At 35.7% G+C, this 25,158-nt stretch carries 15 protein-coding genes; all 15 read left to right on the forward strand.

Annotated features, from left to right (window positions below):
• Positions 1-16: 16 nt before the first annotated feature.
• On the forward strand, positions 17-1,489 hold the full coding sequence (locus NLG42_RS22390) for a RagB/SusD family nutrient uptake outer membrane protein (RefSeq protein ID WP_257682452.1): 1,473 nt from the start codon (positions 17-19) through the stop codon (positions 1,487-1,489).
• Between the two features lie 29 nt (positions 1,490-1,518).
• Positions 1,519-3,444, forward strand: a complete 1,926-nt coding sequence (locus NLG42_RS22395; protein ID WP_257682453.1) for an arylsulfatase — start codon at positions 1,519-1,521, stop codon at positions 3,442-3,444.
• 195 nt (positions 3,445-3,639) lie between these two features.
• Positions 3,640-4,704 carry a sterol desaturase family protein gene (locus tag NLG42_RS22400; RefSeq protein ID WP_257682454.1) on the forward strand — a complete coding sequence of 355 codons (1,065 nt, stop codon included), beginning with the start codon at positions 3,640-3,642 and terminating at the stop codon, positions 4,702-4,704.
• 69 nt (positions 4,705-4,773) lie between these two features.
• On the forward strand, positions 4,774-5,490 hold the full coding sequence (locus tag NLG42_RS22405) for a thioredoxin domain-containing protein (protein ID WP_257682455.1): 717 nt from the start codon (positions 4,774-4,776) through the stop codon (positions 5,488-5,490).
• A gap of 191 nt (positions 5,491-5,681) precedes the next feature.
• Complete coding sequence (locus NLG42_RS22410; protein WP_257682456.1) at positions 5,682-7,301, forward strand: sulfatase-like hydrolase/transferase; 1,620 nt, start codon at positions 5,682-5,684, stop codon at positions 7,299-7,301.
• Positions 7,302-7,543: 242 nt separating this feature from the next.
• On the forward strand, positions 7,544-8,806 hold the full coding sequence (locus NLG42_RS22415) for a YeiH family protein (protein WP_257682457.1): 1,263 nt from the start codon (positions 7,544-7,546) through the stop codon (positions 8,804-8,806).
• 213 nt (positions 8,807-9,019) lie between these two features.
• Positions 9,020-10,675, forward strand: a complete 1,656-nt coding sequence (locus tag NLG42_RS22420) for an arylsulfatase (protein ID WP_257682458.1) — start codon at positions 9,020-9,022, stop codon at positions 10,673-10,675.
• Positions 10,676-11,446: 771 nt separating this feature from the next.
• On the forward strand, positions 11,447-14,632 hold the full coding sequence (locus NLG42_RS22425) for a SusC/RagA family TonB-linked outer membrane protein (protein ID WP_257682459.1): 3,186 nt from the start codon (positions 11,447-11,449) through the stop codon (positions 14,630-14,632).
• A gap of 34 nt (positions 14,633-14,666) precedes the next feature.
• Positions 14,667-16,139 (forward strand): RagB/SusD family nutrient uptake outer membrane protein, encoded by a 1,473-nt coding sequence (locus NLG42_RS22430; protein WP_257682460.1) that lies wholly within the window; start codon positions 14,667-14,669, stop codon positions 16,137-16,139.
• A 204-nt stretch (positions 16,140-16,343) separates the two neighbouring features.
• Positions 16,344-18,044: an amidohydrolase gene (locus NLG42_RS22435; protein WP_257682461.1), complete on the forward strand. Its 1,701-nt coding sequence runs from the start codon at positions 16,344-16,346 to the stop codon at positions 18,042-18,044.
• Between the two features lie 172 nt (positions 18,045-18,216).
• On the forward strand, positions 18,217-19,383 hold the full coding sequence (locus NLG42_RS22440; RefSeq protein ID WP_257682462.1) for an LLM class flavin-dependent oxidoreductase: 1,167 nt from the start codon (positions 18,217-18,219) through the stop codon (positions 19,381-19,383).
• Between the two features lie 20 nt (positions 19,384-19,403).
• Positions 19,404-20,837, forward strand: coding sequence for an APC family permease (locus NLG42_RS22445; protein ID WP_257682463.1), 1,434 nt, complete (start codon positions 19,404-19,406; stop codon positions 20,835-20,837).
• A 264-nt stretch (positions 20,838-21,101) separates the two neighbouring features.
• Positions 21,102-21,914, forward strand: a complete 813-nt coding sequence (gene epsC, locus NLG42_RS22450) for a serine O-acetyltransferase EpsC (RefSeq protein WP_089059806.1) — start codon at positions 21,102-21,104, stop codon at positions 21,912-21,914.
• 183 nt (positions 21,915-22,097) lie between these two features.
• Positions 22,098-23,018: a family 2A encapsulin nanocompartment shell protein gene (locus NLG42_RS22455; RefSeq protein WP_089059805.1), complete on the forward strand. Its 921-nt coding sequence runs from the start codon at positions 22,098-22,100 to the stop codon at positions 23,016-23,018.
• Positions 23,002-24,936: a family 2A encapsulin nanocompartment cargo protein cysteine desulfurase gene (locus NLG42_RS22460; protein WP_257682464.1), complete on the forward strand. Its 1,935-nt coding sequence runs from the start codon at positions 23,002-23,004 to the stop codon at positions 24,934-24,936. The genes NLG42_RS22455 and NLG42_RS22460 overlap by 17 nt, the downstream gene beginning before the upstream one ends.
• The last annotated feature ends 222 nt before the right edge of the window (positions 24,937-25,158 follow it).

A 25,158-nucleotide genomic window follows, 5' to 3' on the forward strand; every position in this document is an offset into this window, starting at 1 on the left:
GTAAAAAAAATATAAAATGAAAAAGATCATTATAACATTCCTTTTAAGTGCCGGACTACTGGTATCGTGCACTGAGCTGGAGGTAACACCAACCTCCTTTGTAACCGAAGATAACTATTTTAAAACCCAAGACGATGCCATTGCAAGTGTAACCGCAGTTTATGCTTCTTTAAGCCTTGATCCGGGAGAACAAAGTTTATTTGGTCGAAACCTTTACTTCCTGACTGATATGGCTTCAGATTATGCTGCTGCAGGAGTTTCAGCAACAAATCCGCAAGTTCGAGCATTAAGCAGTTTAACACACGATGCTACTTCAGATCGTGTTCAAGTAGCTTGGCGTCAAATTTATGCCGGAATAAACAGAGCCAATGTTTCAATCGATAACATTTCGAAAGTATCAGGTTCAGAAGTTGTTAAAACGAGATTAATCAACGAATCTAAATTTATTAGAGCCTTATTATATTTTCAAGCAGTTCGTCTTTGGGGCGCAGTTCCAATCGTTTTGCACGAACCAACTTCGATTCAGTTACAAAGTTTAAAAGCAAACAGAGCACCGGTTGAGCAAGTATATGCACAAATCATTGCCGATTTAAAAGATGCCGAAAGTCTGCCGCCAACTTACCCAGCTTCTGATGCCGGACGTGCAACTTCTGGAGCTGCAAAAGCTATTTTGGCTAAAGTTTATCTAACTCGAAAAGATTGGCCAAATGCTGTTTTAAAAGCAAGAGAAGTTATAAACGGCGGTTATGGATATGCTTTATTCGAAAGCTTTCAAGACATCTTTACGAAAACTAAAAAGAACGGAAAAGAACATATTTTCTCTGTTCAATTTGAACCAAATCAAGCAGGAAACGGATCAAGCGGAAGTACATTTCAAGCCACATCTTTTACAGGATTTACTGCTACAGAGCCTGCTGATATTATTTCGGATGTAGCATTGTTCTATGATATTTATGCTGCCGGAGATACACGAAGAGATGTCAGCTATGCGAAACAGCTGCCAAATCCAGCAACGGGAACTTTGTACACTTTTCCTAAACCAATTTTCAAAAAGTATTTGGACTTAACCAATTTGGCAACTCCGGGTAACGTAGCAATCAACTTTCCTGTAATTCGTTATGCCGATATTTTATTATCTCTGGCAGAAGCAATCAATGAGCAGGGAACGCCAACTCCGGAAGCTTACGAATTAATTAATCAAGTAAGACGAAGAGCTTTTGGTAAACCAATTACTACTCCAGATGCAACAGTAGATTTAAAAGGTTTGACGCAAACAACTTTTAGAGCTGCCATACAAGAAGAGCGCAAAAAAGAATTTGTTCAGGAAGGACAAAGATGGTTTGACTTAGTAAGATGGGGAACACTGGTTACCGAAGTTAAAAAAGTAACCGCCAAAAACTCCGTTTCAGAAAGAAATAACCTCTATCCGATTCCGCAAAGCGAGCGAAATATTAACCCTGACGGCTTACCACAAAACCCTGGATATTAATTAACATATAACCAAAAAACGAAGTAAAAATGAAAAATTCAAAAAATAACATCACAATCAAAAGTCCTAAAAAAGGGCTTTTGATTACCGCATTACTTATCGCACAATTCGGCTTTAGCCAAACAAATCCTAATGCAGAATTTAAAGGTGTAATTGGCAAAACTTTAGCCGAATCTAAAGAATACTGGCCAGATCCAGTAAAAGCTCCTAAAGGCGCGCCAAACATTGTTTGGATATTATTAGACGATGTAGGTTTTGGAGCGTCAAGTGCTTTTGGCGGATTAATTCAAACTCCAACATTTGACAATCTGGCTAATAATGGTTTGCGTTACACCAACTTTCACACTACAGCAATTTGTGCTCCTACCCGTGCAGCATTGTTAACTGGAAGAAACTCTGCAAGAGTTCACGTAAGCGGTTTTTCTCATACCGTAATGTCAGCAGGATTCCCAGGTTGGGACGGACGTATTCCATCTGATAAAGGAACGATCGCAGAGATTTTACGCGATAATGGTTACAACACATTTGCAGTTGGTAAATATGGCGTTACTCCAGATGAAGAAGCTATAGATGCAGGACCATTTGACAGATGGCCGACAGGAAAAGGTTTCGAACATTTTTACGGATTCTTAGGTTCGCAAACCGATCAATACAATCCTGATTTAGTAGAAGATCAGGTTCATGTTAAACCTGATGGACGTCATTTAAGTGAGTTAATTACTGATAAAGCAATCAGCTATATTCAAAAACAACAAAAAGCAGCACCTGGAAAACCATTCTTTTTATACTATGCACCAGGCGCAGTTCATGCACCTCATCAGGTTGCTGAAAAATGGAGCGATGCTTACAAAGGAAAATTTGATGAAGGTTATGACGCTTACCGCGAAAAAGTATTGGCTAACCAAAAGAAACTGGGCGTAGTTCCTGCAAATGCCGTTTTGCCAGAGCGCAACCCGTTAATTACAGATTGGAAAAAACTAACGCCAGATCAAAAGAAAGTATATGCTAGATTCATGGAAGTATATGCAGGTTATTTAACCTATACGGATTATGAAATTGGAAGGGTTGTAAATTATTTAAAAGAAAGCAACCAATTAGACAATACTTTGATTTTTGTTGCCATTGGAGATAATGGAGCTAGTAAAGAAGGGACTTTACAAGGTACTATTAATCAAAGTTTATTCTCTCAAGGAAAATCTGATGAGCAAAATCTGCAAAGTAATTTAGATAATATTGGAGAAATTGGAACCGCAAAAGGTTTAAATACCAATTATCCATTAGGATGGGCACAAGCAACAAATGTTCCTTTTAAAAACTGGAAACAAGACGCACATTCTGAAGGAGGAACGCGTAATCCGCTGATTCTATTTTATCCAAATGGAATTAAAGACAAAGGCGGTATTAGAAATCAATACAGCCACGTAACCGATTTGCTTCCTACAACTTTAGACATTGTGGGGATAAAAGCTCCAGAATATATTCGCGAAATTAAACAGGATATTATTCAAGGTTCATCATTTCAAGCTTCTTTAGACAATCCAAAAGCCGAGTCGCTGCATAAGGTTCAATATTATTACATTTTTGGAAACAGAGCCATTTATAAAGATGGATGGAAAGCTGCCGCAGCACATTTACCAGATTCATTTGCTTTGAAAAGCTCTTTAGGAAAAAATGAAAAACCAGAACCAAGCAATTTCGACAATGATGTTTGGGAATTATACAATCTGAACGAAGATTTTAATGAGCGTAATAATCTGGCAAAAAAATATCCAGAAAAATTAGCCGAGCTTAAAAAACTATTTGATGAGCAGGCAAAAGAAAATAATCTTTATCCGCTGATTGACTGGCAGGATGTTTTTAACCGCAGAATTCATAACAACGGTCAAGACAAAGGTAAAACCTTGCAGGAACTTGCTAGAAAAGCAACACAATCAGGTTCTGGAGCAACACACTAAAAATAGTAATCGGGTCTTTTTCCAAACTAAAAGACCTGATTCAATTTTGAAATCAAAAAATAAAACAGCATGAAACGAGTAGATTATATCATTATAGGAAAAAAGATTGTCGTAGGCACAATCCTATTTTTAGTTCCGCTGGCGATACTAGCCGGAGGGCTGGCAGTAATTAATCAATTTTTAAAATAAAAAATCATGGCAGTAGTACAAAACTCAAAACTAACAAGAGATTTAGCCATCAGCCTTTTGTTATACACATTGCCAGTTTTGGCAATATATTTATATTTCAAATTAAGTAATAATCCAGTAACAGAATCGCATCTTACTGTACCTTCTTTTTTAGAATTTGCAAAACCGGCATTCGCCAATATCAGAACTTGGGGATTAACTGTTTTCATGCTTGTTCTGGGAGTTATAGAATTTACAGCGGGTTTATATGACGATCAATGGACGGGTGAAGAACGCAAAATAGATATTGTTTCTTTCTTGGCGCCAAAACTACTTTTACCACCCATTATTGCCTTTTTCAGCTTAACCGTTTTGCCTTTTTTAATTCCTAATCTTGAAAACTCATTATCATGGGTTCCGTTTTGGGGAGCATTTTTCTTAATTGCCGTAGCCGATGATTTAACGCAGTATTGGTACCACAGACTTCATCATCAAGTGCCTTTTTTGTGGCGTTTTCATAGAACACATCATTCCGCTCCTTATATGGGAATGGCAATGCTTTCGAGACAAAACTTCATCTATACAGTGTTTTTCTCTCAGATATATTTAACCGCAACTTTAACCTATTTAGGTTTAGGTTTACCCGCTTTGTTTGTCTTAGTAATAAAAAGTTTTATCACACTTGGCGCACACTCAAGTATTGCTTGGGATAAGCCGCTTTACAAATACAAAGTGCTTCATCCTATTGCTTGGGTTTTAGAACGTTTAATTTCTACACCTGCTACACATCATGCGCATCATGCAGATACGAGCGGAGACGGTATTGGACATTTTAAAGGAAACTTTGGAAATATGTTTTTCATTTGGGATGTGATTTTTGGAACTGGTTTAATTACCCGAAAGTTTCCAAAATCGTACGGAATCAAATCCTATAAACAAGAAGAATGGTATGCACAGTTTTTATGGCCGATATTCAAATCTAAAAAAGAAGGAAGCGCTTTGGCGGAAGGAGTTTTATCCGTTCCGTTAAAACCGAAACCAGTTTTAGCTGCAGATACTCCTGCTCCAATTTTAGAACAAGTTCAATCTTAAAAAACAAAGTTAAGCAGTGTATTCAAAAATTAACTTGAATACACTGCTTACTTTTTAAAACTACTAATTATGAAAAATAAAACATTAAGGTACAGCATTGTAACTCTATTATTGCTTTTTACCTTTATAGGGTTTTCACAAAATAAAAGTTCAAACACTATTTCGTTAGAACAGTTTTATACAAAAATTAAATCCGAAAAAAATCCACAGATACTTGATGCCAGAGGTTCTGATGAATTTGCTTTAAATCATATTATTGGTGCCGTAAATTTTAATCTGGAATCAAAAGATTATGCCGAACAAATAGCAAAACTAGATAAAACGAAACCAGTATTTACCTATTCTATTGGTGCAGGAAGAAGCGTTTGGCTCGCTGATGATTTATTAAAAAAAGGTTTTAAGGAAGCTTATAGTTTGGAAGGCGGAATTGCGAACTGGATTGGTAACGGAAAACCTTTCTTTTCTAATTCTAAAAGCAAATTAACACTCGCTGAATACAAAAAGATAATTGCCGAAAACAAAGATGTTTTAGTTGATATTGGTTCCGTTTATTGTGGTGCCTGCAAAAAAGTAAAACCAGTTTTAGAAACTATTAAAGCACAATATGGCAATACTTTAAAAATCGTAGAAATCGATCTTGAAGACAGTCCGCAGGTAATTGCCGACTTAAAAACAATAAAAGTTTTCCCGACTTTGATTTTATACAAAAACGGAAAAATTGTATTTAAAAAAGAAGGTTCAGCTGATTTAAGAAACGATGTTGATGCGGCTTTAGCTTCTAGATAATATTTTTTACACATAGAAACATCGATTTAAAATTCAGCTTAAAGAATCATTTAAAGAAATCACGATTTCTTCACATAATGCTATGCGTTTTATTTTAAGTGAAGCGTCTTTTTCCAGCACTCTAAATACTATGTTTCTATGTGTTTAAAAACAATGTTTTCAAACTTCAAACAGCATTAAAAACTAACCTTATGGCAGCCTATAAAAAAACAACCAAGATTATAATATCCATTTTAGTAGTGCTTCTTATTTTCGCAGCATTTTTATTCTGGCCCATCAATACGGATGGAACTCTAATTCAACCAGACAAAAAACTGCTTGAAGGAAAAGCAGCATTTTTAGCAGAAAAAATTTCGACAGACAGTTCCTTCAAAAAGCCAAACATTATTATTCTCCTTGCCGATGATTTAGGAAAATATGATATTTCGTTGTACGGAGGAAAATCTACACCAACTCCAAATATCGATTCTCTGGCAGCATCGGGAGTTACATTTCAAGACGGTTATGTTTCGGCTTCTATTTGTTCGCCGTCGCGTGCTGGAATTTTAACGGGGCGTTATCAGGAACGTTTCGGACATGAATATCAACCCGGAGATCGTTATCCTAAAAACAACTTAGAATATTATGGTTTTAAATATTTAATCAACACCAATAACTGGCGGTTAAATCCAAAAATAAATTATCCAAATGAAGCTTCGATAGCCACTCAAGGTTTACCACAATCTGAAATTACATTTGCTGATCTTGCCAAAAAACAAGGTTACAGTACCGCAATTATTGGAAAATGGCATCTTGGACACAACAAAGGATTTTTTCCTTTAGATCGTGGTTTCGATTACCATTACGGATTTTATCAAGCGTTTTCACTTTACACTCCCGAAGACGACAATCCAGATATTATTAACCATCATCACAAAGATTTTACCGATAAAATGATTTGGGGAAAAGGCCGAGTTGGCATTGGACAAATTCGTCGTGATACTACAATAGTTCATAATAAAGCGTATTTAACAGAAACTTTTGCAGATGAAGCTGAAGCTTTTATTGATAAAAATAAAACGAAACCTTTCTTGCTTTATGTTCCGTTCAATGCGCCGCACACGCCATTTCAAGTTCGTAAAAAATACTACGATCGTTTCCCAAATGTGAAAGACGAAAACAAACGTGTTTATTTTGCTATGATCAGTGCGCTTGATGATGCCATAGGAAGAATTAGAGCAAAAGTAAAAAAAGAAGGTCTGGAAGATAATACACTAATCTTTTTTGCCAGCGATAATGGCGGAGCCGATTATACTTTTGCCACTACAAACGCCCCATTAAAAGCAGGAAAGTTTTCTCATTTTGAAGGCGGAGTTAATGTTCCGTTTGCACTTTCGTGGAAGGGAAAAATTAAACCGAACACGATCTATAAAACGCCTGTAAGCACATTGGATATTTTTAGTACGATTGCCGCGGCCATACATTCAGATTTACCAAAAGACCGAGTTTATGATGGTGTTGATCTTGTAAGTACTGTAAATGAAAATAAAAAAGCACATCAAAATTTATATTGGCGTTCCGGCGATGCAAAAGCTATAAGAAGCGGCGATTGGAAATTAATCATAAGCGGAAAAACGCATGAAAAATGGCTTTACAATTTATCAAAAGACAAATCTGAAACAACAGATTTAGCAGTAAAAAATCCTGAAAAAGTAAAGGAACTGCAGCTTGCTTTACAAAACTGGGAAAAGGGTTTGATAAAACCTTTATGGCCAAATCTAACTTATTATGAATTTGATTTTGGCAAACAAAAATACTTTGTCGATTTGTAATTCTATTCCTGTATAATCCTATAAAATCATACAAGAAAATCAATAATTATCAATTACCACCAGCTAAATCTGGAGGTTCAAAATTGAAAAAAGAAAAGGATTTAGCCAAACTTTCTATTCGGCTAAAGCCTTTTTATCCATAAACTTATACCTCCAGCTAAAGCTGCAGGCAATTCAAAAAAAGCAACAACAAATAAACACCTAACAAGTTTTGAAAACCTGTTAGGATAATAAAATAAACAATGTCAATCCAAAACAAAACATTCACCATTCACGAAGATTGGACCGTCGTTATTCTCGGATTTATAATAATCGGACTTTCGCTATTTGTTTTTCTTCCCGAAGTTCCCGTTTTCAAATGGTCAAATCAAACGGATTTATTCGCTGATGTCTTCGACTCTGCAAACCTCAAAATCCTCTTATTTCAATTTTTATATCTCATTATCATTGGAGCATTGGGAGCTTTTTTAATAGGAAAATCAGTAAAACATTTTCTCTTAGGATTTCCAATAGTTTACCTATTAACCGTTGTTGCGCTCATTATTGCTGGAAATACCGAAGTAAAAGGGCTTAATCTCGAAGCCGTAATTTTTAGTTTAATTATTGGTTTAGCCATAGGTAATTTTTTCAAACTTCCCGATTGGTTCAAATCGGCACTTTCTACCGAAGTATTTGTCAAAATCGGATTGGTTTTATTAGGAACCAGTGTTATTTTTTCAGACATTTTAAAAGCAGGTTCTTTAGGATTAATTCAGGCTCTCGTAGTCGTTTTATCCGTTTGGTATTTTGCTTTTTGGCTTTGTAAAAAACTAAAAGTCGACGACGAATTAACGATGATGATTTCGAGTGCAGTTTCGATTTGCGGAGTTTCCGCAGCGATCGCAACCTCCGGTGCCATCAAAGGCGATTCAAAAAAGCTGTCTTATGTTATTTCGATTGTATTGGTAACCGCAATTCCCATGATGATTTTTATGCCCATAATTGCCAAATATTTCAATTTTCCCGAAGAAGTTACTGGAGCATGGCTCGGCGGAAGCATTGATACTTCGGGCGCAGTTGTCGCTTCGGGTTCATTAGTTGGCGAAACCGCTTTAAAAATCAGCACCATTGTAAAATTCTCTCAAAACGTATTATTAGGAATTGCTGCTTTTGCTATATCGGTTTATTGGACTTATTCGCATAATTCTTCGGCTGAAGCTGTCGAATCTAAACCAACGTTAAAAGTAATCTGGGAACGTTTTCCTAAATTCGTAATTGGTTTTATTGCAGCCTCTTTACTCTTTTCTTTCCTGCTTACAGCTGAAACTAGAGATGAAGTAAAAGACAGTTTAAAAAATCTGCAGGGAATTTGGTTTGCCTTAGCTTTTACAAGTATTGGTCTCGAAACCAATTTTAAAGATTTATTAAATAACAACAGCCGAAAACCTTTATATGCCTTTTTAATTGCACAATTATTCAATGTGATTATTACGCTGCTTATTGCTTTTTTACTATTTAGTAAATGATTTAATCCTAAATACCTCTTTTTTTAAACACATAGAAACATAGTTTGCATTGTTTATAAAAGTCGTTTCACTCAAAATAAAACATCTAGCCAATAATAAAAACAATATCCATTATTGTCATCGACAAGTATAACAGAATGAGCTAACTAACATGAATATAAACATTATCAAAGTTTCACCTGCCATTTCCAATGCATTAAAATATCAACTCAAATGAAAAAAAGACTTATTACATTAAACCTGCTGTTCGTCGCAGCAGCTTTAGTTTCGGCACAAAACAAAACAACTCAAGAAACCACAAAACCCAATATTATTTTAATAATGGTTGATGATATGGGATATTCTGATTTAGGAAATTATGGTTCCGAAATTAAAACCCCCAATCTCGATAAACTCGCCGGCGAAGGTTTGCGTTTACGCGAATTTTACAATAACTCGATTTGTGCGCCAACGCGTGGTTCCTTACTTACAGGACAATATCAGCATAAAGCCGGAATGGGATTTTTTGATGTCAATTTAGGACTTCCTGCTTATCAAGGTTATCTAAATAAAGAGTCTTTGACTTTAGGAGAAGTTTTCCGTTCCGGCGGTTACAGTACTTTACTTTCTGGAAAATGGCACGTAGGATCTGAAGATCAATCGCAATGGCCAAACCAAAGAGGTTTTGATAAATTTTATGGTATTTTAAAAGGCGCTTCAAACTATTTTGATACCAAACCGCTGCCTTTTGGAAAAACGCCATATCCTGTAAAATTGATTCGCAATAATGAAGAATTACACCCAAAAGACGATTCGTATTATTTTACAGATGAAATAGGAAATAATGCCGTTACTTTTCTTGACGAGCAAAATAAAGAGAACAAACCTTTCTTTTTGTATCTCGCTTTCACAGCTCCACATTGGCCTTTACAGGCAAAACCAATTGATATTGCCAAATACAGAGGGAAATTTGACGAGGGCTGGGATGTTTTAAGAGAAAAAAGAATTGAAAAACTTAAAGCAAACGGAATTTTACCTGCCAATCAAACCGTTGCTCCTAGAGATCCAGAAGTTCCTGAATGGAGTAAATTGTCGTATGATGAAAAACAATTTTGGAAAGCAAAAATGGAAGTTTACGCCGCTATGGTTGACAACATGGATCAAAACGTTGGGAAAGTTTTAAACAAATTGAAAGCTCTAAAAAAGGATAAAAACACCTTAATTATTTTTATTTCAGACAATGGTGCGCAAGGCGGTTTTAATACCTACAATCCGTTAGGGCGAGGTTTAGTTCGAAATGACGGGCCGGTTGGAACTTCAGGATCGTTTGACTATCAAGAGCAAAACTGGGCTTACTTGTCGAACACTCCACTGCAGCAGTATAAAAACAATATGCACGAAGGTGGTTTTAGTTCGCCGTTTATCGCTTGGTATCCATCAAAAATAAAAGCGGGACGAATCGATAAAGGAACAGGACATATTATTGACCTTGCTCCTACTTTTTATGAATTGGCAGGAATTACTTATCCGACTGCTTATAATGGCGTCAACTCAAATCCGTTAGCGGGAAAAAGTTTACTGCCTGTTTTGTTCGACAATGTTTCTGAAGTAAATCGCGGTGCTCCATTATTTTGGGAAAGAGCTGGAAACAGAGCGGTAAGAGAAGGAAAATGGAAACTGGTTTCGACATATCCTGCTTATCAATGGGAACTTTACGACCTTGAAACAGATCGCGGCGAAACAAATAATGTAGCACAGCAAAACCCTGGAATTGTAAATGATCTCTCCGCAAAATATTTTGACTGGGCTGATAAAACAGGTGTTGTTGAATACAGTAAGTTTAAATTAAAAACGGAAGTTATGCCCGGCGGTGCCTCGTTAAAAAAATGATTTTTAAAATTAAAAGCAGATTAAGTCTGATTCTAGTAACTCCTAGAACTTTCATTAACTAATTTAAAGATCAAAACAGCAGTTTTCGCATTTCCTAAAACACTAAAAGACAGAAAAATAAGTAAAAATGGATCTCCAAGACTTATTTTTTTGTCTTTTTTTATTTTAAATATTTCATTTTTAAAAATCTATAAATCAGATAATTAGACACAAACTTCTATCATTTTATAAGTGTCTGTTTTCTAAATATTTAAATAAAAATTAAAAAACTTTTGGTTTTTATTATATTAAATTTAACTTTGTCTATAGAATTAGTAGAGTTTAAAACTATAAACAACTGTATTTTGAAAACAACCGTTAGCATATCATCTTTTATTCTTCCTAAAAAGTATACCTATAACACTTTTCGTTATATGTGCTTCTGTTGTTAATTCTTCATAAACATTTCGTTTTCAATTGTTTTTTCCACAAAACCTTAAAAACGATTTTCTTAAAACCTTAGGTTTCTTGCTGACATAATTTAATCGCTTTGATTCAATATTTTTTGCATCAATAAGGATTACTGTATCATAACCATAAATCATCAAAATAATAACTAACACCAACAAACATGACGAAAAACAACCATTTCAACTACACGTAAACACGTTTCTGCGGCAACAGAAATGAGACGGAATTAAAGAATATTTATCACTAAAATAAAAGAATGAAAACAAGGGTTTAAACGAACCTCTTTGTGCATTTTTTAATTACAAAAACCTATTACCAAGAATGAAAAAAAGTACAAAACTTATTTTATGGATTAGCATTTTGTTTATCTCAGTTGGAATTAAAGCTCAAAATACAGAGCCTACAATTCAATCTAAACTAAATGGAACCATAGTAGATCAAATAACCAATCAGCCTGTTATAGGTGCTTCTGTAAACATTAAAGGAACCACTCACAGCGTAGAAACAGATTTAGACGGAAAATTTTATTTTCAAACAGGTCAAAAATTCCCTTACACATTACAAATCAGCTATATCGGATATCTTTCTAAAGAAGTTGTAGTAGACGGAAGTCCAATTGTAATAAAGTTAACTGAACAAGTCGAGAAATTAGACGAAATTGTTGTTGTAGGATATGGAACTTCGGCAAAAAAAACCTTTACAGGTTCTACTGCAAAAATCGACGCTAAACAAATAGCAAATCGTCCTGCACAAAGTTTTGACCAGTTATTAGGCGGTCAAGCATCTGGACTAAATATTGTACAGCCAAGCGGCTCGCTAAACAATACTCCAGTTATTAGAATTCGAGGAATAAACTCTATAACCAGTTCGTTGTATCCGCTTATTATTGTTGATGGAGTAACTGTATTTACAGGAACTGCAGGCGGAGCAATTGGCAATAATCCATTGTCAGATATTAATCCGAATGATATTGAATCTATCGATGTTTTAAAAGACGCATCGGCGGCGGCAGTTTATGGTTCGCGTGCAGCAAATGGAGTTATTGTAATTACTACTAAAAAAGGAAAGAAAGGAAAAGTAAATATCAATTATGATGTTTGGGTAAGCTGGAACAAAGCCAATAATTTACCAAAACTTTTAAATGCTCAGGATTATGTAACCATCAAAAATGAAGCTAGAACAAATGCGGGACTTACACCTGGTTTTGCTCTAGGACAAAATGCGGATGGATCTACGCAAGAAACCAATTGGTATGATGTTGCTTATCATACAGGAGTTTCTCAAAACCACAACTTGAGCTTTTCTGGTGCTACAAATTCTACCAACTATTTTGTATCGGCAAACTATTCCGATCAAAATGGTATTTTGAAAACCAACGAATTTAAGAGACAGGGAATTCGACTAAACTTTGAACAAAAGGTAACTAATTCGTTTATTGTAGGAACTAATTTCTCGTATAACAACACCCTGAACTCAGGACCAAATTCTGGTTCTTCGACTCCTAATTCTGTTGCTTCTTCATCGGGAAATAGTGTTAATACACAATACATAGGATTACAGCCGCTTGGAAGACTTACTTATATTTTGCCATCAAACGTTTCAGTTTATAATGCTGATGGTTCATACAATATAAATCCAGCCAACGGAAATATTGGATACGGTCCAAATAGTCCTTCATTAGGCGTTTTTAATGCTTACAACCTGCAGACGATTTTAGATTTAGACAAAAATACTTCTGAGAACAATACTTTTATCGGAAGTGTTTATGCGGAACTTGAAATCCTTAAAAACTTAAAGTTTAAGACTGTTTACGGCATTAATAATTTTGTTGTCGAAAACAAAGAATTTAGAAACCCTTACAGCGGTGACGGTTTTTCAACCAAAGGAGGAGCTACCAATTCGAACACAAAATACCAAAGATCAAACTGGACAAATACGCTTACCTACTCTATTGTATTTAATGAAAAACATAATTTAAAAGCGCTTTTAGGACAGGAAAAAAATGTTAGAACAATTGAAGGATGGGGAGCAATAAAAACAGGACTTACAGATCCGTTTTTTACGAGTTTTCAAGGCGGATTTACAACTATAACCCCAGGCGTTTCTGTTCAAACTGAAAATGTACTGCTTTCTTATTTCAGCAGTATTGCTTACGATTATGACAAAAAATATTTATTGAATCTTAACTTCAGAAGAGACGGATTATCAGCATTGGCAAGCGGCAATAAATGGGGGAATTTTGGAGGTGCTTCTGTGGGATGGAATATATCTGAAGAAGATTTTTATAAAAACTCGTCTATCAAAGAAGTGCTGAATGCGTTTAAAGTGCGTGCCAGCTACGGAATTGTGGGTAACAGCGAATTGAACGATTATGCTTCTTTATCACAATATACAGCAGGAACTTATGCAGGAGTGCCTACTCTTAACTTCTCTCAATCTGGAAATTCTAACTTAAAGTGGGAAACCAGCAAAAAGTTTGATTTTGGAGTTAATTTGGCTTTATTCAATAATCGAATTACTATTGAAGCAGATTATTATAAAAACAATATCAACGATTTAATTTTAAATGCTCCTCAAGCGTTATCACAAGGAATCCCAAATAACTCTATAGCTGCAAACGTAGGTTCTCTTTACAATAAAGGTTTTGAGCTTACTGTGAATGCGAATATTATTGATGATAATGATTTTCAATGGAATGCGAGTTTGAATCTATCCACGATCAAAAACAAAGTTACTTCTCTTGGAGGATACGGTGATATTTATCCAACAGCTTTAAGCACTTTCGGAATCCAGAATATTACTAGAGAAGGTTATTCTGTAGGTTCAATTTTTGCGGTTCCAACAACTGGCGTAAATCCTGAAAACGGAAACCGAGTTTATGTAAATGCAAATAATGAAGAGGTACAATACAATGCACTTACAAAGGCTTTTACCTATTTAAACGGCACTGCAGCTCCTGCAATCGACAACTATCGTGACGGTCGTATTCAAGGCCCGTCTTTACCAACTTATTATGGTGGTTTGAACAATAATTTATCTTATCGAAATTTCGATTTAACGATTGGACTTACTTTTTCTGGAGGAAACAAATTGTACAACGGTACACGATCTACTTTATCAGATCAGCGCTTTTTTAACAACGGAACTTTCATAAAAGACCGTTGGACAACACCAGGACAAGTTACTGATGTTCCAAAGTTAGTGTATGGCGACAGTTTTTCTGGAGGTTTCTCATCAAGCAACTCAGCTTATGTTGAAGACGGATCGTATTTAAAACTTAAAAACATCATTTTAAGTTACAGAATTCCAGTTAAAAATGAATTGATTAATAAATACATCTCATCTGCAAAAGTATATGCTCAAGGATCAAATTTACTGACTTGGTCTAAATACAGAGGTTCAGATCCTGAGATTTCAATAAACGGAAATTCAATTAATTCTGGAAAAGATCAAAACGTGCCAGCCAACTCATCTGTGTTTACATTAGGTCTTAATGTAGGTTTCTAGGCGCTAATTAATTATACCATTAAATAAAAACATCATGAATTTCAATTATAAAAATTATAGAAAAAGCATCACAAAAGCCTTTATTATTACTCCATTTATAGCCTTATTATTGGCAGGATGCAGTGATGATTCTTTAGATACGGTGCCGGAAACAAGTATTTCTACGGAAACTGCTTTTAGCACACCTGCAAAAATTTTAGCACAGGTAAATGGACTTTATGCGCAATTCAGCAATCCGTCATTATATGGCGGCCGATTCATTATTTTTAATGAGCAGCGAGGAAATGAATTTAGCCAAAATGACGGAAACAACTCAACTGGTGCCAATGTTTGGAATCAGTCTATAACCTCATCGGGAGATTTTGTAAACTCTGTTTGGAGCGTTGCTTATACTGCGATAAATTTTTCGAATATTCTAATCGATAATTTAGCAAATACAACTGTTGTTACCGATGATTTACGTAAAAATTATATTGCTGAGGCCAAGTTTATCAGAGCCATTTCGTACTTGAGTTTAGTGCAGACTTATGCAAAACCTTACGCTCAAAATAGTGCTGCACCAGCGCTTCCGCTGCGCTTAAAAGGAAACACATCTGGCGGACTTAATGACTTCGCTTTTAGCTCGGTTGCCGATGTTTACACTCAAATATTAAAAGATCTCGACGAAGCCGAAGCTGATTTGCCAGAAAGTTATTCAACCGCAATTCTTAACGCTTCGAGAGCACATAAAGCTACAGCGATTGCCTTAAAAACAAGAGCCTATTTAAGCAAAGGCGATTATGCAAAAGTAGTTTCGGAAGCAAGTAAGATTGTACCGCAATCGGCACCATTTCAATATGTATCAGGAAGTTTAACGCATCGTTTAGAACCCAATATTGCAACTGTTTTTGGAGGTCTTTATGTCGGCAGCGAAGCCCTATTTAGCATTCCGTTTACAACTGCCGCAGAAGCACCGGGTTTACAAAGTGCTCTTGGACCAAATTATTTAACTCCGGTTCTTTATTTTAATAGTGCTGGAATTATTGCAAATGATGTATTTGCTTCACCAACCTCAACAGATGCAAGAAAAGCTTTAGTAATTACCAATTCAACTGGTCAGAAACTGCTAAACAAATTCAAGAAAAACAGCGCTCCTTTTACTGATTTTGTACCTGTTATTAGATACGCCGAAATCATATTAAACTATGCCGAAGCCGCCGCGCAGAATAACAATCTTCCTTTGGCTAGAACTTTATTATCTGCTGTACGAAATCGTTCTGATGCTTCTTATGTTTTTACAACTGGTGTTACGACAAAAGACGAATTGATTGCCACTATTTTAACGGAAAGAAGAATAGAATTAGTTGGCGAAGGATTCCGTACACCAGACTTATTGCGACGTGTTCAGACTCTTCCAGGAAAAACAGGAAATGCAGGTGTAGCTCCAGAAGTGCTGCCAACAGCAGGCAATTATGTTTGGGCAATTCCTAGTAACGAATTGGCTTATAATAAACTGGCGCCGAGATAAAATAGTGCAACCGCTAAGTACAATTAAAAAAAATATTTAACACATAGAAACATAGCATCAAACTTTTAGATAAGGGAACAAAAAGAAGTGAAATGCCAATGTCAACAGAGCAAAATCTATATTTCTATGTGTTAAAAAATATTTGAAGTCAGCAGATTACTATTGACTTTATCAAAAAATAAAAACATAAAAAAAAATAACGAAATGAAAAATAATTTTAAATATCTGGCTGTAATCTTCGCTTCGACGATTATTACCGCTCAACAAAAAAATACCGCTGATAAGGTTTTTATCAATGGAAATATAATCACTGTTGATGCCAAAAACAGCACAGCACAAGCCGTTGCAGTAAGTAATGGAAAAATTCTGGCAGTTGGCAGCAATAGCGCAATAGAAAAACTGAAAGACAAAAAAACAATTGTTGTTGATTTAAAAGGCAAAACCGTGGTTCCCGGATTTATTGACGGACACAGCCATTTTATGGGATTGTCAAGATCGACAACCGTAAATGTAGGTTCACCGCCAATGGGTACAGTTAAAAACATTGCCGATTTGGTAAGTCGTATTCAGGATTTTCAGAAGCAAAAAAATATCGCTCCAGGCGAATGGATTGATGCTTACGGATACGATCAAGATCAATTAGAAGAAAAAAGACATCCTAATAAAGAAGATCTTGATGCTGCTTTTCCTAATAATCCCGTAACGATCACAAATATCAACGGGCATATGTCTGTTTCAAATTCTTATGCTTTAAAAATTTCAGGAATTGATGCAAGTACTCCAAACCCAGCCGGCGGTGCCATCGAAAGAAAAAAAGGCACTAACGAACCTACAGGTTTATTACAAGAAAATGCCAGCAGATTATTAAAGAGACCTGCAAAACCAGCACCATCTTTAGAGGAGCAGATAAAAAGCTTAACTGAACAGCAATTATTTTACGCAAGTAACGGTATTACCACAGCTCAGGATGGATATACAAGTTATGAGTCACTGCAATTATTGCATAAAGCAGCCGAAAAAAATGCTTTGTTTATTGATATTGAAGCTTTGCCCGGTTATCCAACTTTAGAAAAGGTACTAGAAAATCCTGATTTTAAGTTTGGTGTACTAAAAAATCACTTAAAACTAGCAGGAACAAAAATGATTGCCGATGGTTCTCCACAAGGTAAAACAGCTTTTTTTAGTAAATCATATTTAGTAGAAGTGCCAGGTTGTAATCATGATCAATGTACAGGTTTCCCAAACATTACACAAGATCAATTTAATGACCTAGTAATTAAAGCTTTTCAAAACAATGTTCGTCCGTTTGTGCATTGCAACGGAGATGCGACCATCGATATGTATTTAAAAGCAATCGAAAATGCCAATAAATCTTTAAATACAAACAGTAATGATCGCAGACCCGTAACTATTCACTCACAATTTGTACGTCCAGATCAATTAGACAGCTACAAAAAACTGGGGATAATTGCCGCTTTATTTAGTAATCACGCCTTTTTTTGGGGAGATGTACACGTTCGCAACTTAGGTCCAGAAAGAGCAAACTTCTTAAGCCCATTAAAAACAGCAATTAAAAAAGGAGTAGTCGCTACAAACCATACTGATTATCCTGTTACACCGCTAAACCAATTGTTTTTGTTATGGACTTCTGTAGAAAGAAAATCACGTTCTGGACAAGTTATTGGTCCTGACGAACGCCTTACTCCTATCGAAGGTTTACGCGCTATTACCATAAACGGAGCATATCAATATTTTGAAGAAAACAGCAAAGGTTCTATCGAAACTGGAAAACTAGCCGATTTAGTAGTTCTTTCTGATGATTTAACAAAAGTTGAGCCTTCTAAGATAAAAGACATAATTGTTTTGGAAACGATTAAGGAAGGAAAAACAGTTTTTAAAAAATAACCATTTAAAACTTAAAAAATGAATCAGATCAACATTAATCCTGCGCCAGCTGTATCAATGAGAACACCAAAAAAGTCTTCTGAATTTTTCTGGTTTAGTGAAACTGATACAGTAAACTCACAAGATAAAAAGAATACAAAAATAAAAAAGGGCTTAAAAAAGAAGAAAAAAAATGATTGAGGGAAAAATTGAAACTGTCGCCATTAGAACACCCGAAAGAGTCGCAGAGATTTCTTGGTTTAATGATATTATTGGCGGTGATACAGAATATTTAGGCGTTCTAGACAATGATCGTCGAAGCAGCTACGAGCATTGTCGTGAGATTACGCTGGAAGCAGAAAAACTAGGTTTCAGCAATATTTTATATCCATCTGCTTATACTGTAGGTCAAGACGGATTGGCTTTTGCGGCAAGTGTTGCGCCCGAAACCAACAAGATTACATTTTTGCTCGCAATTCGTACCGGTGAAGTACATCCGCCTATGTTAGCGCGAGCCATTTCTTCGCTGGATCATATGCTGAAAGGAAGATTGATTTTGAATATCATTAATTCTGATTTACCTGGAACGCGCGAAGATCCTAATGTAAGATACCAAAGATGTTCTGAAGTAATTCAGATTTTACAGCAAGGCTGGACACAAGAGCGAATCTCGCACAAAGGCGAAATTTATCAGTTTGATCTGCCTTCTGATCCTGTAAAATCGTATCAGCAAAATGGCGGTCCGTTATTGTATTTTGGAGGAACTTCACCTGGTTCCAGAGCGGTTTGCGCCAAACATTGCGATGTGTTTTTGACTTGGCCGGAATCTGAAGAATCGATGTATGCCACTCTTAAGGAAATGAGCGAACGTGCTGCTGCCGAAGGAAGAACTATTGATTTTGGATTAAGAATACATGTAATTGTTCGCGAAACACAAGAAGAAGCAAGAGCTTACGCGAAAAAACTGATTTCAAAGTTTGACGAAAAACGAGGTTTAGAAATTAGAAGCCGCGGTGAGGATTCACGTTCATTAGGCGTTTTAAAACAAGACGAATTAAGAGAAACGGCTGACGACGATGGTTATGTAGAGGATATTTTATGGACAGATATTGGTAAAGTTTTTTCCGGCTGCGGAAGCGGTCTTGTAGGAAGTGCTGATCAAATTATAGAAAAACTAAATCGCTATATGGATATGGGTTTCCGCTCTTTTATTTTCTCAGGATTTCCTTTGATTGAAGAAGCCAATTATTTTGCAAAACTAGTTTTACCGCGTTTACCAAATGCCTCTTTACCGCATTTACAAGGAAGAATTCCGCAAGAAACACCTACAACACCTTTAACCAATGCTGAATTGGTTTAGTTATAAAAATAAAATTTAGAATGTCTGAAATAGAAAAAAAACAAGAATACAAAAGAGAACTCGGTCTTGCCGATGCAGCCTTATTGGTTGCCAGCGGAATGATTGGTTCTGGAATTTTTATTGTGAGTGCTGATGTTACCCGAAACGTGGGATCAGCAGGATGGCTTATTTTAGTTTGGCTCATTGGCGGTTTCATGACTTTGATCGCTGCGGTAAGTTATGGCGAATTAAGCGGTATGTTTCCTAAATCAGGAGGTCAATATGTTTACTTAAAAGAAGCCTACAATCCGCTTGTGGCATTTGTTTACGGCTGGAGTTTATTTACGGTTATTCAAACAGGAACAATTGCCGCAGTTTGCGTTTCGTTCTTTAAATTTCTGGCTTACTTTTTTCCGTTTTTTAGTGAAGATTTGATTGCTTTTAGAATTGGAGAATCGTTTACAGTTTCTCCGGCACAGCTCTCCTCTATTGTCTTGTTATTTATTCTGACTTACATAAATACCAAAGGTGTAAAACTTGGAAAAGTGATTCAGAAGTTTTTTACGGGAACTAAGTTAATCAGCTTATTAGTATTGATTATTTTCGGATTTATATTTTTCAAACCCGAAATCTGGCATACAAACTGGACAAATCCGTTTCATTTACAAAAGCTAAATCCTGACGGTACTTTTTTACAATACACGAATACACCAGCATTTTGGGGCGCAATAGCTTCGGCATTAGTGGGAACCGTAATTAGTTACGACGCATGGAACAATGTAACTTTTGTATCTGACGAAATAAAAAATCCAAAACGCAATATTGGTTTGAGTTTACTTCTAGGAACTGCAGTTGTAACTATTATTTATGTTTCATTAAATGTAATGTTTACCGCAGTTTTACCTGTTGAAGCTATTGGAACACCAGAAAAAGACCGCGTTGGAATTGCTGCGGCGCAGGCTATTTTTGGTTCAAGCGGTACTTCGATTATTGCCTTAATGATTTTAATTGCTTCGTTTGGTTGTGCTAACGGAATGATTTTATCGGGCGCAAGAGTGTATCAAAGTATGGCAAAAGACGGTTTGTTCTTCAAAAAAACAGCGATTTTAAACAAACATTCGGTTCCTGCAAATGCACTTTGGATCCAGTTTTTTATGGCCGTAATTTTGAGTTTAAGCGGACGTTACGGCAATTTATTGGACATGATTTCTTTTGTTGTGGTTTTGTTTTACGTTATCACTATTGCTGGAATTTTTGTGCTGCGTATTAACAAACCCAAACACGAACGTCCTTATAAAGCTTTTGGATATCCGTTTTTGCCCGCCATTTATATTCTTTTAGGAGCAGCTTTTTGCATTTTATTAATCATTTACAAACCTACTTACACTTGGCCTGGATTGATCATTGCAGGAATTGGAATACCTGTTTATTATATAAGAGAGAAATTTTCGACACCAAAAAGAACAACGCTTTAACCGTTGGATGTAATTATTTTAACACATAGAAACATAGGCATTAGCTTAATTAAAAAAGGCGTTTCACTTGTTTAAAATAAACATAAGGAGTTATGTGAAAGAAATGTATTTCTTTTTTTGTCTCCTTCGTTAGGCATAAAATCTATGCTTCTATGTGTTTTATAATTTTTATAACAACAGATTAATTTAAAATGTTTTAAAAGTACAAATTCAGATTAGTTGATTTCTCGTAAATGTTAGTTACTAACCAAAAAACACTTTATTATGAATTCATTTTATCAAGAAATAGCAAAACAGCATCAGGAATTACTAATACTTCCAGAGAAGAAATTAATACATCTATTTATTGATGACTTATTTGTCATTTTGTTTTCAAATACGTCAAAATCACACGAATCTGAAGCTACAATTAAATACAAATTCAATCAGCTTAAAAAGCGTTTTGATGAATTGGTTCAAGATTTTTCGCAAAAAAAAGATCATGATAAAGAGCAGACACTGACTTTTTTTAATGCCATACCGCATTTGCATAAAAAGACGATAAATGACGCTTTAAGCATTTTTACAAAAGATCCAGCAGCAAAATCGCTGGAAGAAGTATTGTATTCTTATCCCGGTTTTTTTGCTATTGCGATATACCGCTTTTCACATCAATTATGGAAACAGGATTTAAAACTTTTGGCGAGAACTATTTCAGAATATGCGCATATTAAAACCAGTATAGAAATTCATCCAGGCGCACAAATAGGAAATGATTTTGCAATTGACCACGGAACTGGAATTGTTATTGGCGAAACCACAATTATAGGCGATAATGTGCAGCTGTTTCAAGGTGTTACGCTGGGTGCTTTGAGTGTAAAAAAAGAAGATGCTTTTATTAAAAGACATCCAACTATTGAGGATAATGTCATTATATATTCGAATAGCACCATTTTGGGCGGACAAACTGTTGTAGGAAGCGATTCGATCATTGGCGGGAATGTCTGGCTTACTTATACTGTCCCGTCAAATTCAATAGTATATCACAAAAATGAAATTAAAATAAAAGACAACAATGCGATCGTATTTAGTGAGTAAGCGATTCATAAACACTGTATAATCAATAATTTAAAAACAACTTTACTATAAATTAAATCCAATTTACTTTGAGTGTTTTTATTTTTAATCTAAATTTATATATCAAATTAAAAAAAGGCTTCTAAATATCTAGTAATAAGCACTTTTAATCAAAAACAAATTAACCTTTTAAACCTTTAAATCATGGCGGAATCAAAACAACAGCAGACCGCATTAGGAGATGTAGCTGCAAGACAATTAGCAATAGCAACCCGTACGGTTCCACAAATAGGAACTATCAGTCCGCGCTGGCTGACACATCTTTTACATTGGACACCTGTAGAATCAGGAGTATTTCGTTTGAATAAAGTAAAAGACGCCAATCATATACAAGTAGACTGCTCTGCGCGAGACGAAAGAGTTTTACCAAATACTTTTGTTGATTATATCGATAATCCTAGAGAATATAATCTTGCTGCTGTACAAACAATTGTCGAAGTACATACTCGTGTTTCTGACTTATACAGCAAGCCTTATAATCAAATTTCAGAACAGCTGCGATTGGCAATAGAAACCATTAAAGAACGTCAGGAAAGCGAATTAATCAATAATAAAGATTACGGTTTATTGAGTAATGTTGCACCCTCTCAAATTATAAAAACCAGAACCGGCGCGCCAACTCCAGATGATTTAGATGAGTTATTGACCAAAGTATGGAAAGAACCAGGATTTTTCCTGCTGCATCCATTAGCCATTGCAGCATTTGGCCGTGAATGTACACGTCGCGGTGTACCGCCGCCAACGACGTCTTTATTTGGATCTCAATTTTTAACTTGGAGAGGTATTCCGCTGATTCCATCAGATAAACTGCCAATTAAAAACGGAAAATCAAAAATCATTTTATTGCGTACCGGCGAAAGTCGTCAAGGTGTTATCGGTCTTATTCAACCGGGACTGCAAGGCGAGCAATCTCCGGGATTATCAGTTCGTTTTATGGGGATAAACGAAAAAGCAATTGCCTCTTATTTGGTATCTCTTTATTGTTCATTAGCCATTTTAGTAGATGATGCGATCGCGGTTTTAGAAGATGTAGAAATAGGCAAATATCATGAGTACAAATACTAACGATAACGGTTTACCAAACATTGACGATTTGCAGCTTTTAGCTAACGAATTGTTCAAGACGCTGCCTAACGAATTTCCTAAAGAAATCTCGTTAAGTCCAGATCGGAATGAACATCCTCGTGCCGTAAAAGTTGCAGAAACGTTTTTGCAAACTGGAAATTTAGGCAGCAGCGACACTCCTATTTCATCACAAAATGCAGTAAATACGCCTTCATCTTTACCAGCATTTAGTGGTTTAGGAGCTTCTCCTACAGTTTCAAATTATGGTTCAGGAGCTTCTGCATTATATCCTAATGCTGGAGCGGGATTTGATCCTAAAAGCGGCGTTACAACATCAGGCATTCAGGAAGATTATAATCTAAACCTTAACAATCCGCATACTGGTTTTTATGATACTAATTTAAAAAACGCCGCTACGCCGCAATTAAACGAAGAGAGTTTTTTTTCTCAATTACTCCTAAACAATGAATATCTGCCATTTCAAACAGAGAATTCTTCTTTTGAGACTGAGTTAAAAGCAGCTTTAGCATTTGTTGATACACAATTTACAAAACGTGAAGCTTTTCCTTTGAATGGAAATGAAGCTGCAAACTCGTATTACTTTTTAGATCAAAATCCGTTTGCTTTTGATAAAAGAAATACAAATGCAATTGTTGGAAACACTTTTGACTCCAAAGAAATAAGCGGTTTTACAACTTCTCATTTTGATGCCAATCTAATCAAAAAAGATTTCCCAATTTTAAGCGAAACAGTAAACGGAAAGCCATTAGTTTGGTTTGATAATGCGGCTACTACTCAAAAACCAAAATCGGTAATTGAGCGTATTGCTTATTTCTATGAACATGAAAATTCAAACATTCATCGTGCAGCACATGAGTTAGCCGCTAGAGCTTCTGATGCTTATGAAGCAGCTCGTGAAAAGGTAAAAACATTCTTGAATGCATCTTCGGTAAACGAAATTGTTTTTGTGCGAGGCGCAACAGAAGGTATAAATTTAGTAGCTTGTACTTGGGGTGATCAAAATTTAAATGCCGGCGATGAAATTATCGTAAGTAATTTAGAACATCACGCCAATATAGTTCCGTGGAAACGACTAGCAGACAAAAAAGGCTTAAAACTTCGAGTAATTCCTGTTGATGACGATGGTCAGATTTTACTGGATGAATATGCAAAACTGCTCAACTCAAAAACACGTTTGGTTGCTTTTACACAAGTTTCGAACGCACTTGGTACCGTAACTCCTGCTAAAAGAATTACTGAAATGGCGCATGCAGTTGGTGCCAAAGTTCTAATAGACGGCGCACAATCCGTTTCGCACATGAAAGTTGATGTACAAGATTTAAATCCAGATTGGCTGGTATTTTCTGGACATAAGCTTTTTGGTCCAACCGGAATTGGCGCTTTGTATGGTAAAGAAGATTTATTAAATGAAATGCCTCCGTATCAATCTGGCGGAAACATGATTCAGGATGTAACTTTTGAGGAAATAAAATACCACAAAGCTCCTAATCGTTTTGAAGCTGGAACAGGAAATATTGCAGATGCTATTGGTCTTGGCGCAGCAATCGATTATGTTACCAAATTAGGTATCGATGCAATCGGACAATACGAGCATTATTTGCTGGACTACGCAACAAATCTTTTAAAAGAAATTCCAGGCGTGCGATTGATTGGAACTGCAAAAGATAAGGCGAGTGTATTGTCTTTTAACTTACAAGGTTACAGCAATGATCAGGTTGGACAAGCTTTGAATAAAGAAGGTGTTGCGGTACGTACTGGTCATCATTGTGCTCAGCCTATTTTGCGACGAATGGGAGTTGAAACTACAGTTCGTCCTTCATTGGCTTTTTACAATACCACACAAGACGTTGATACTTTTATCAAAACATTGTGGGAACTTAAAAAAGTAAGATTTTAATATAAATTATCATTGTGCTTAATTAAACACATAGAAACATAGTTTTTATTGAGAATCTAAGAAGCGTTTAACTTGCATAGATACATATAGCTATGTTTAGAAACTAGTGTCTTTTTACATTCTTTAATATCCCTGGAACCTATGTTTCTATGTGTTTAAAAACATTCCTATTTCGAGGAAAAAAATAATGAAACAGGCACAATCAATGAGTTAATTAAGAGT

It is taken from the genome of Flavobacterium plurextorum, assembly GCF_024638035.1.
GTDB classification, from domain to species: domain Bacteria; phylum Bacteroidota; class Bacteroidia; order Flavobacteriales; family Flavobacteriaceae; genus Flavobacterium; species Flavobacterium plurextorum.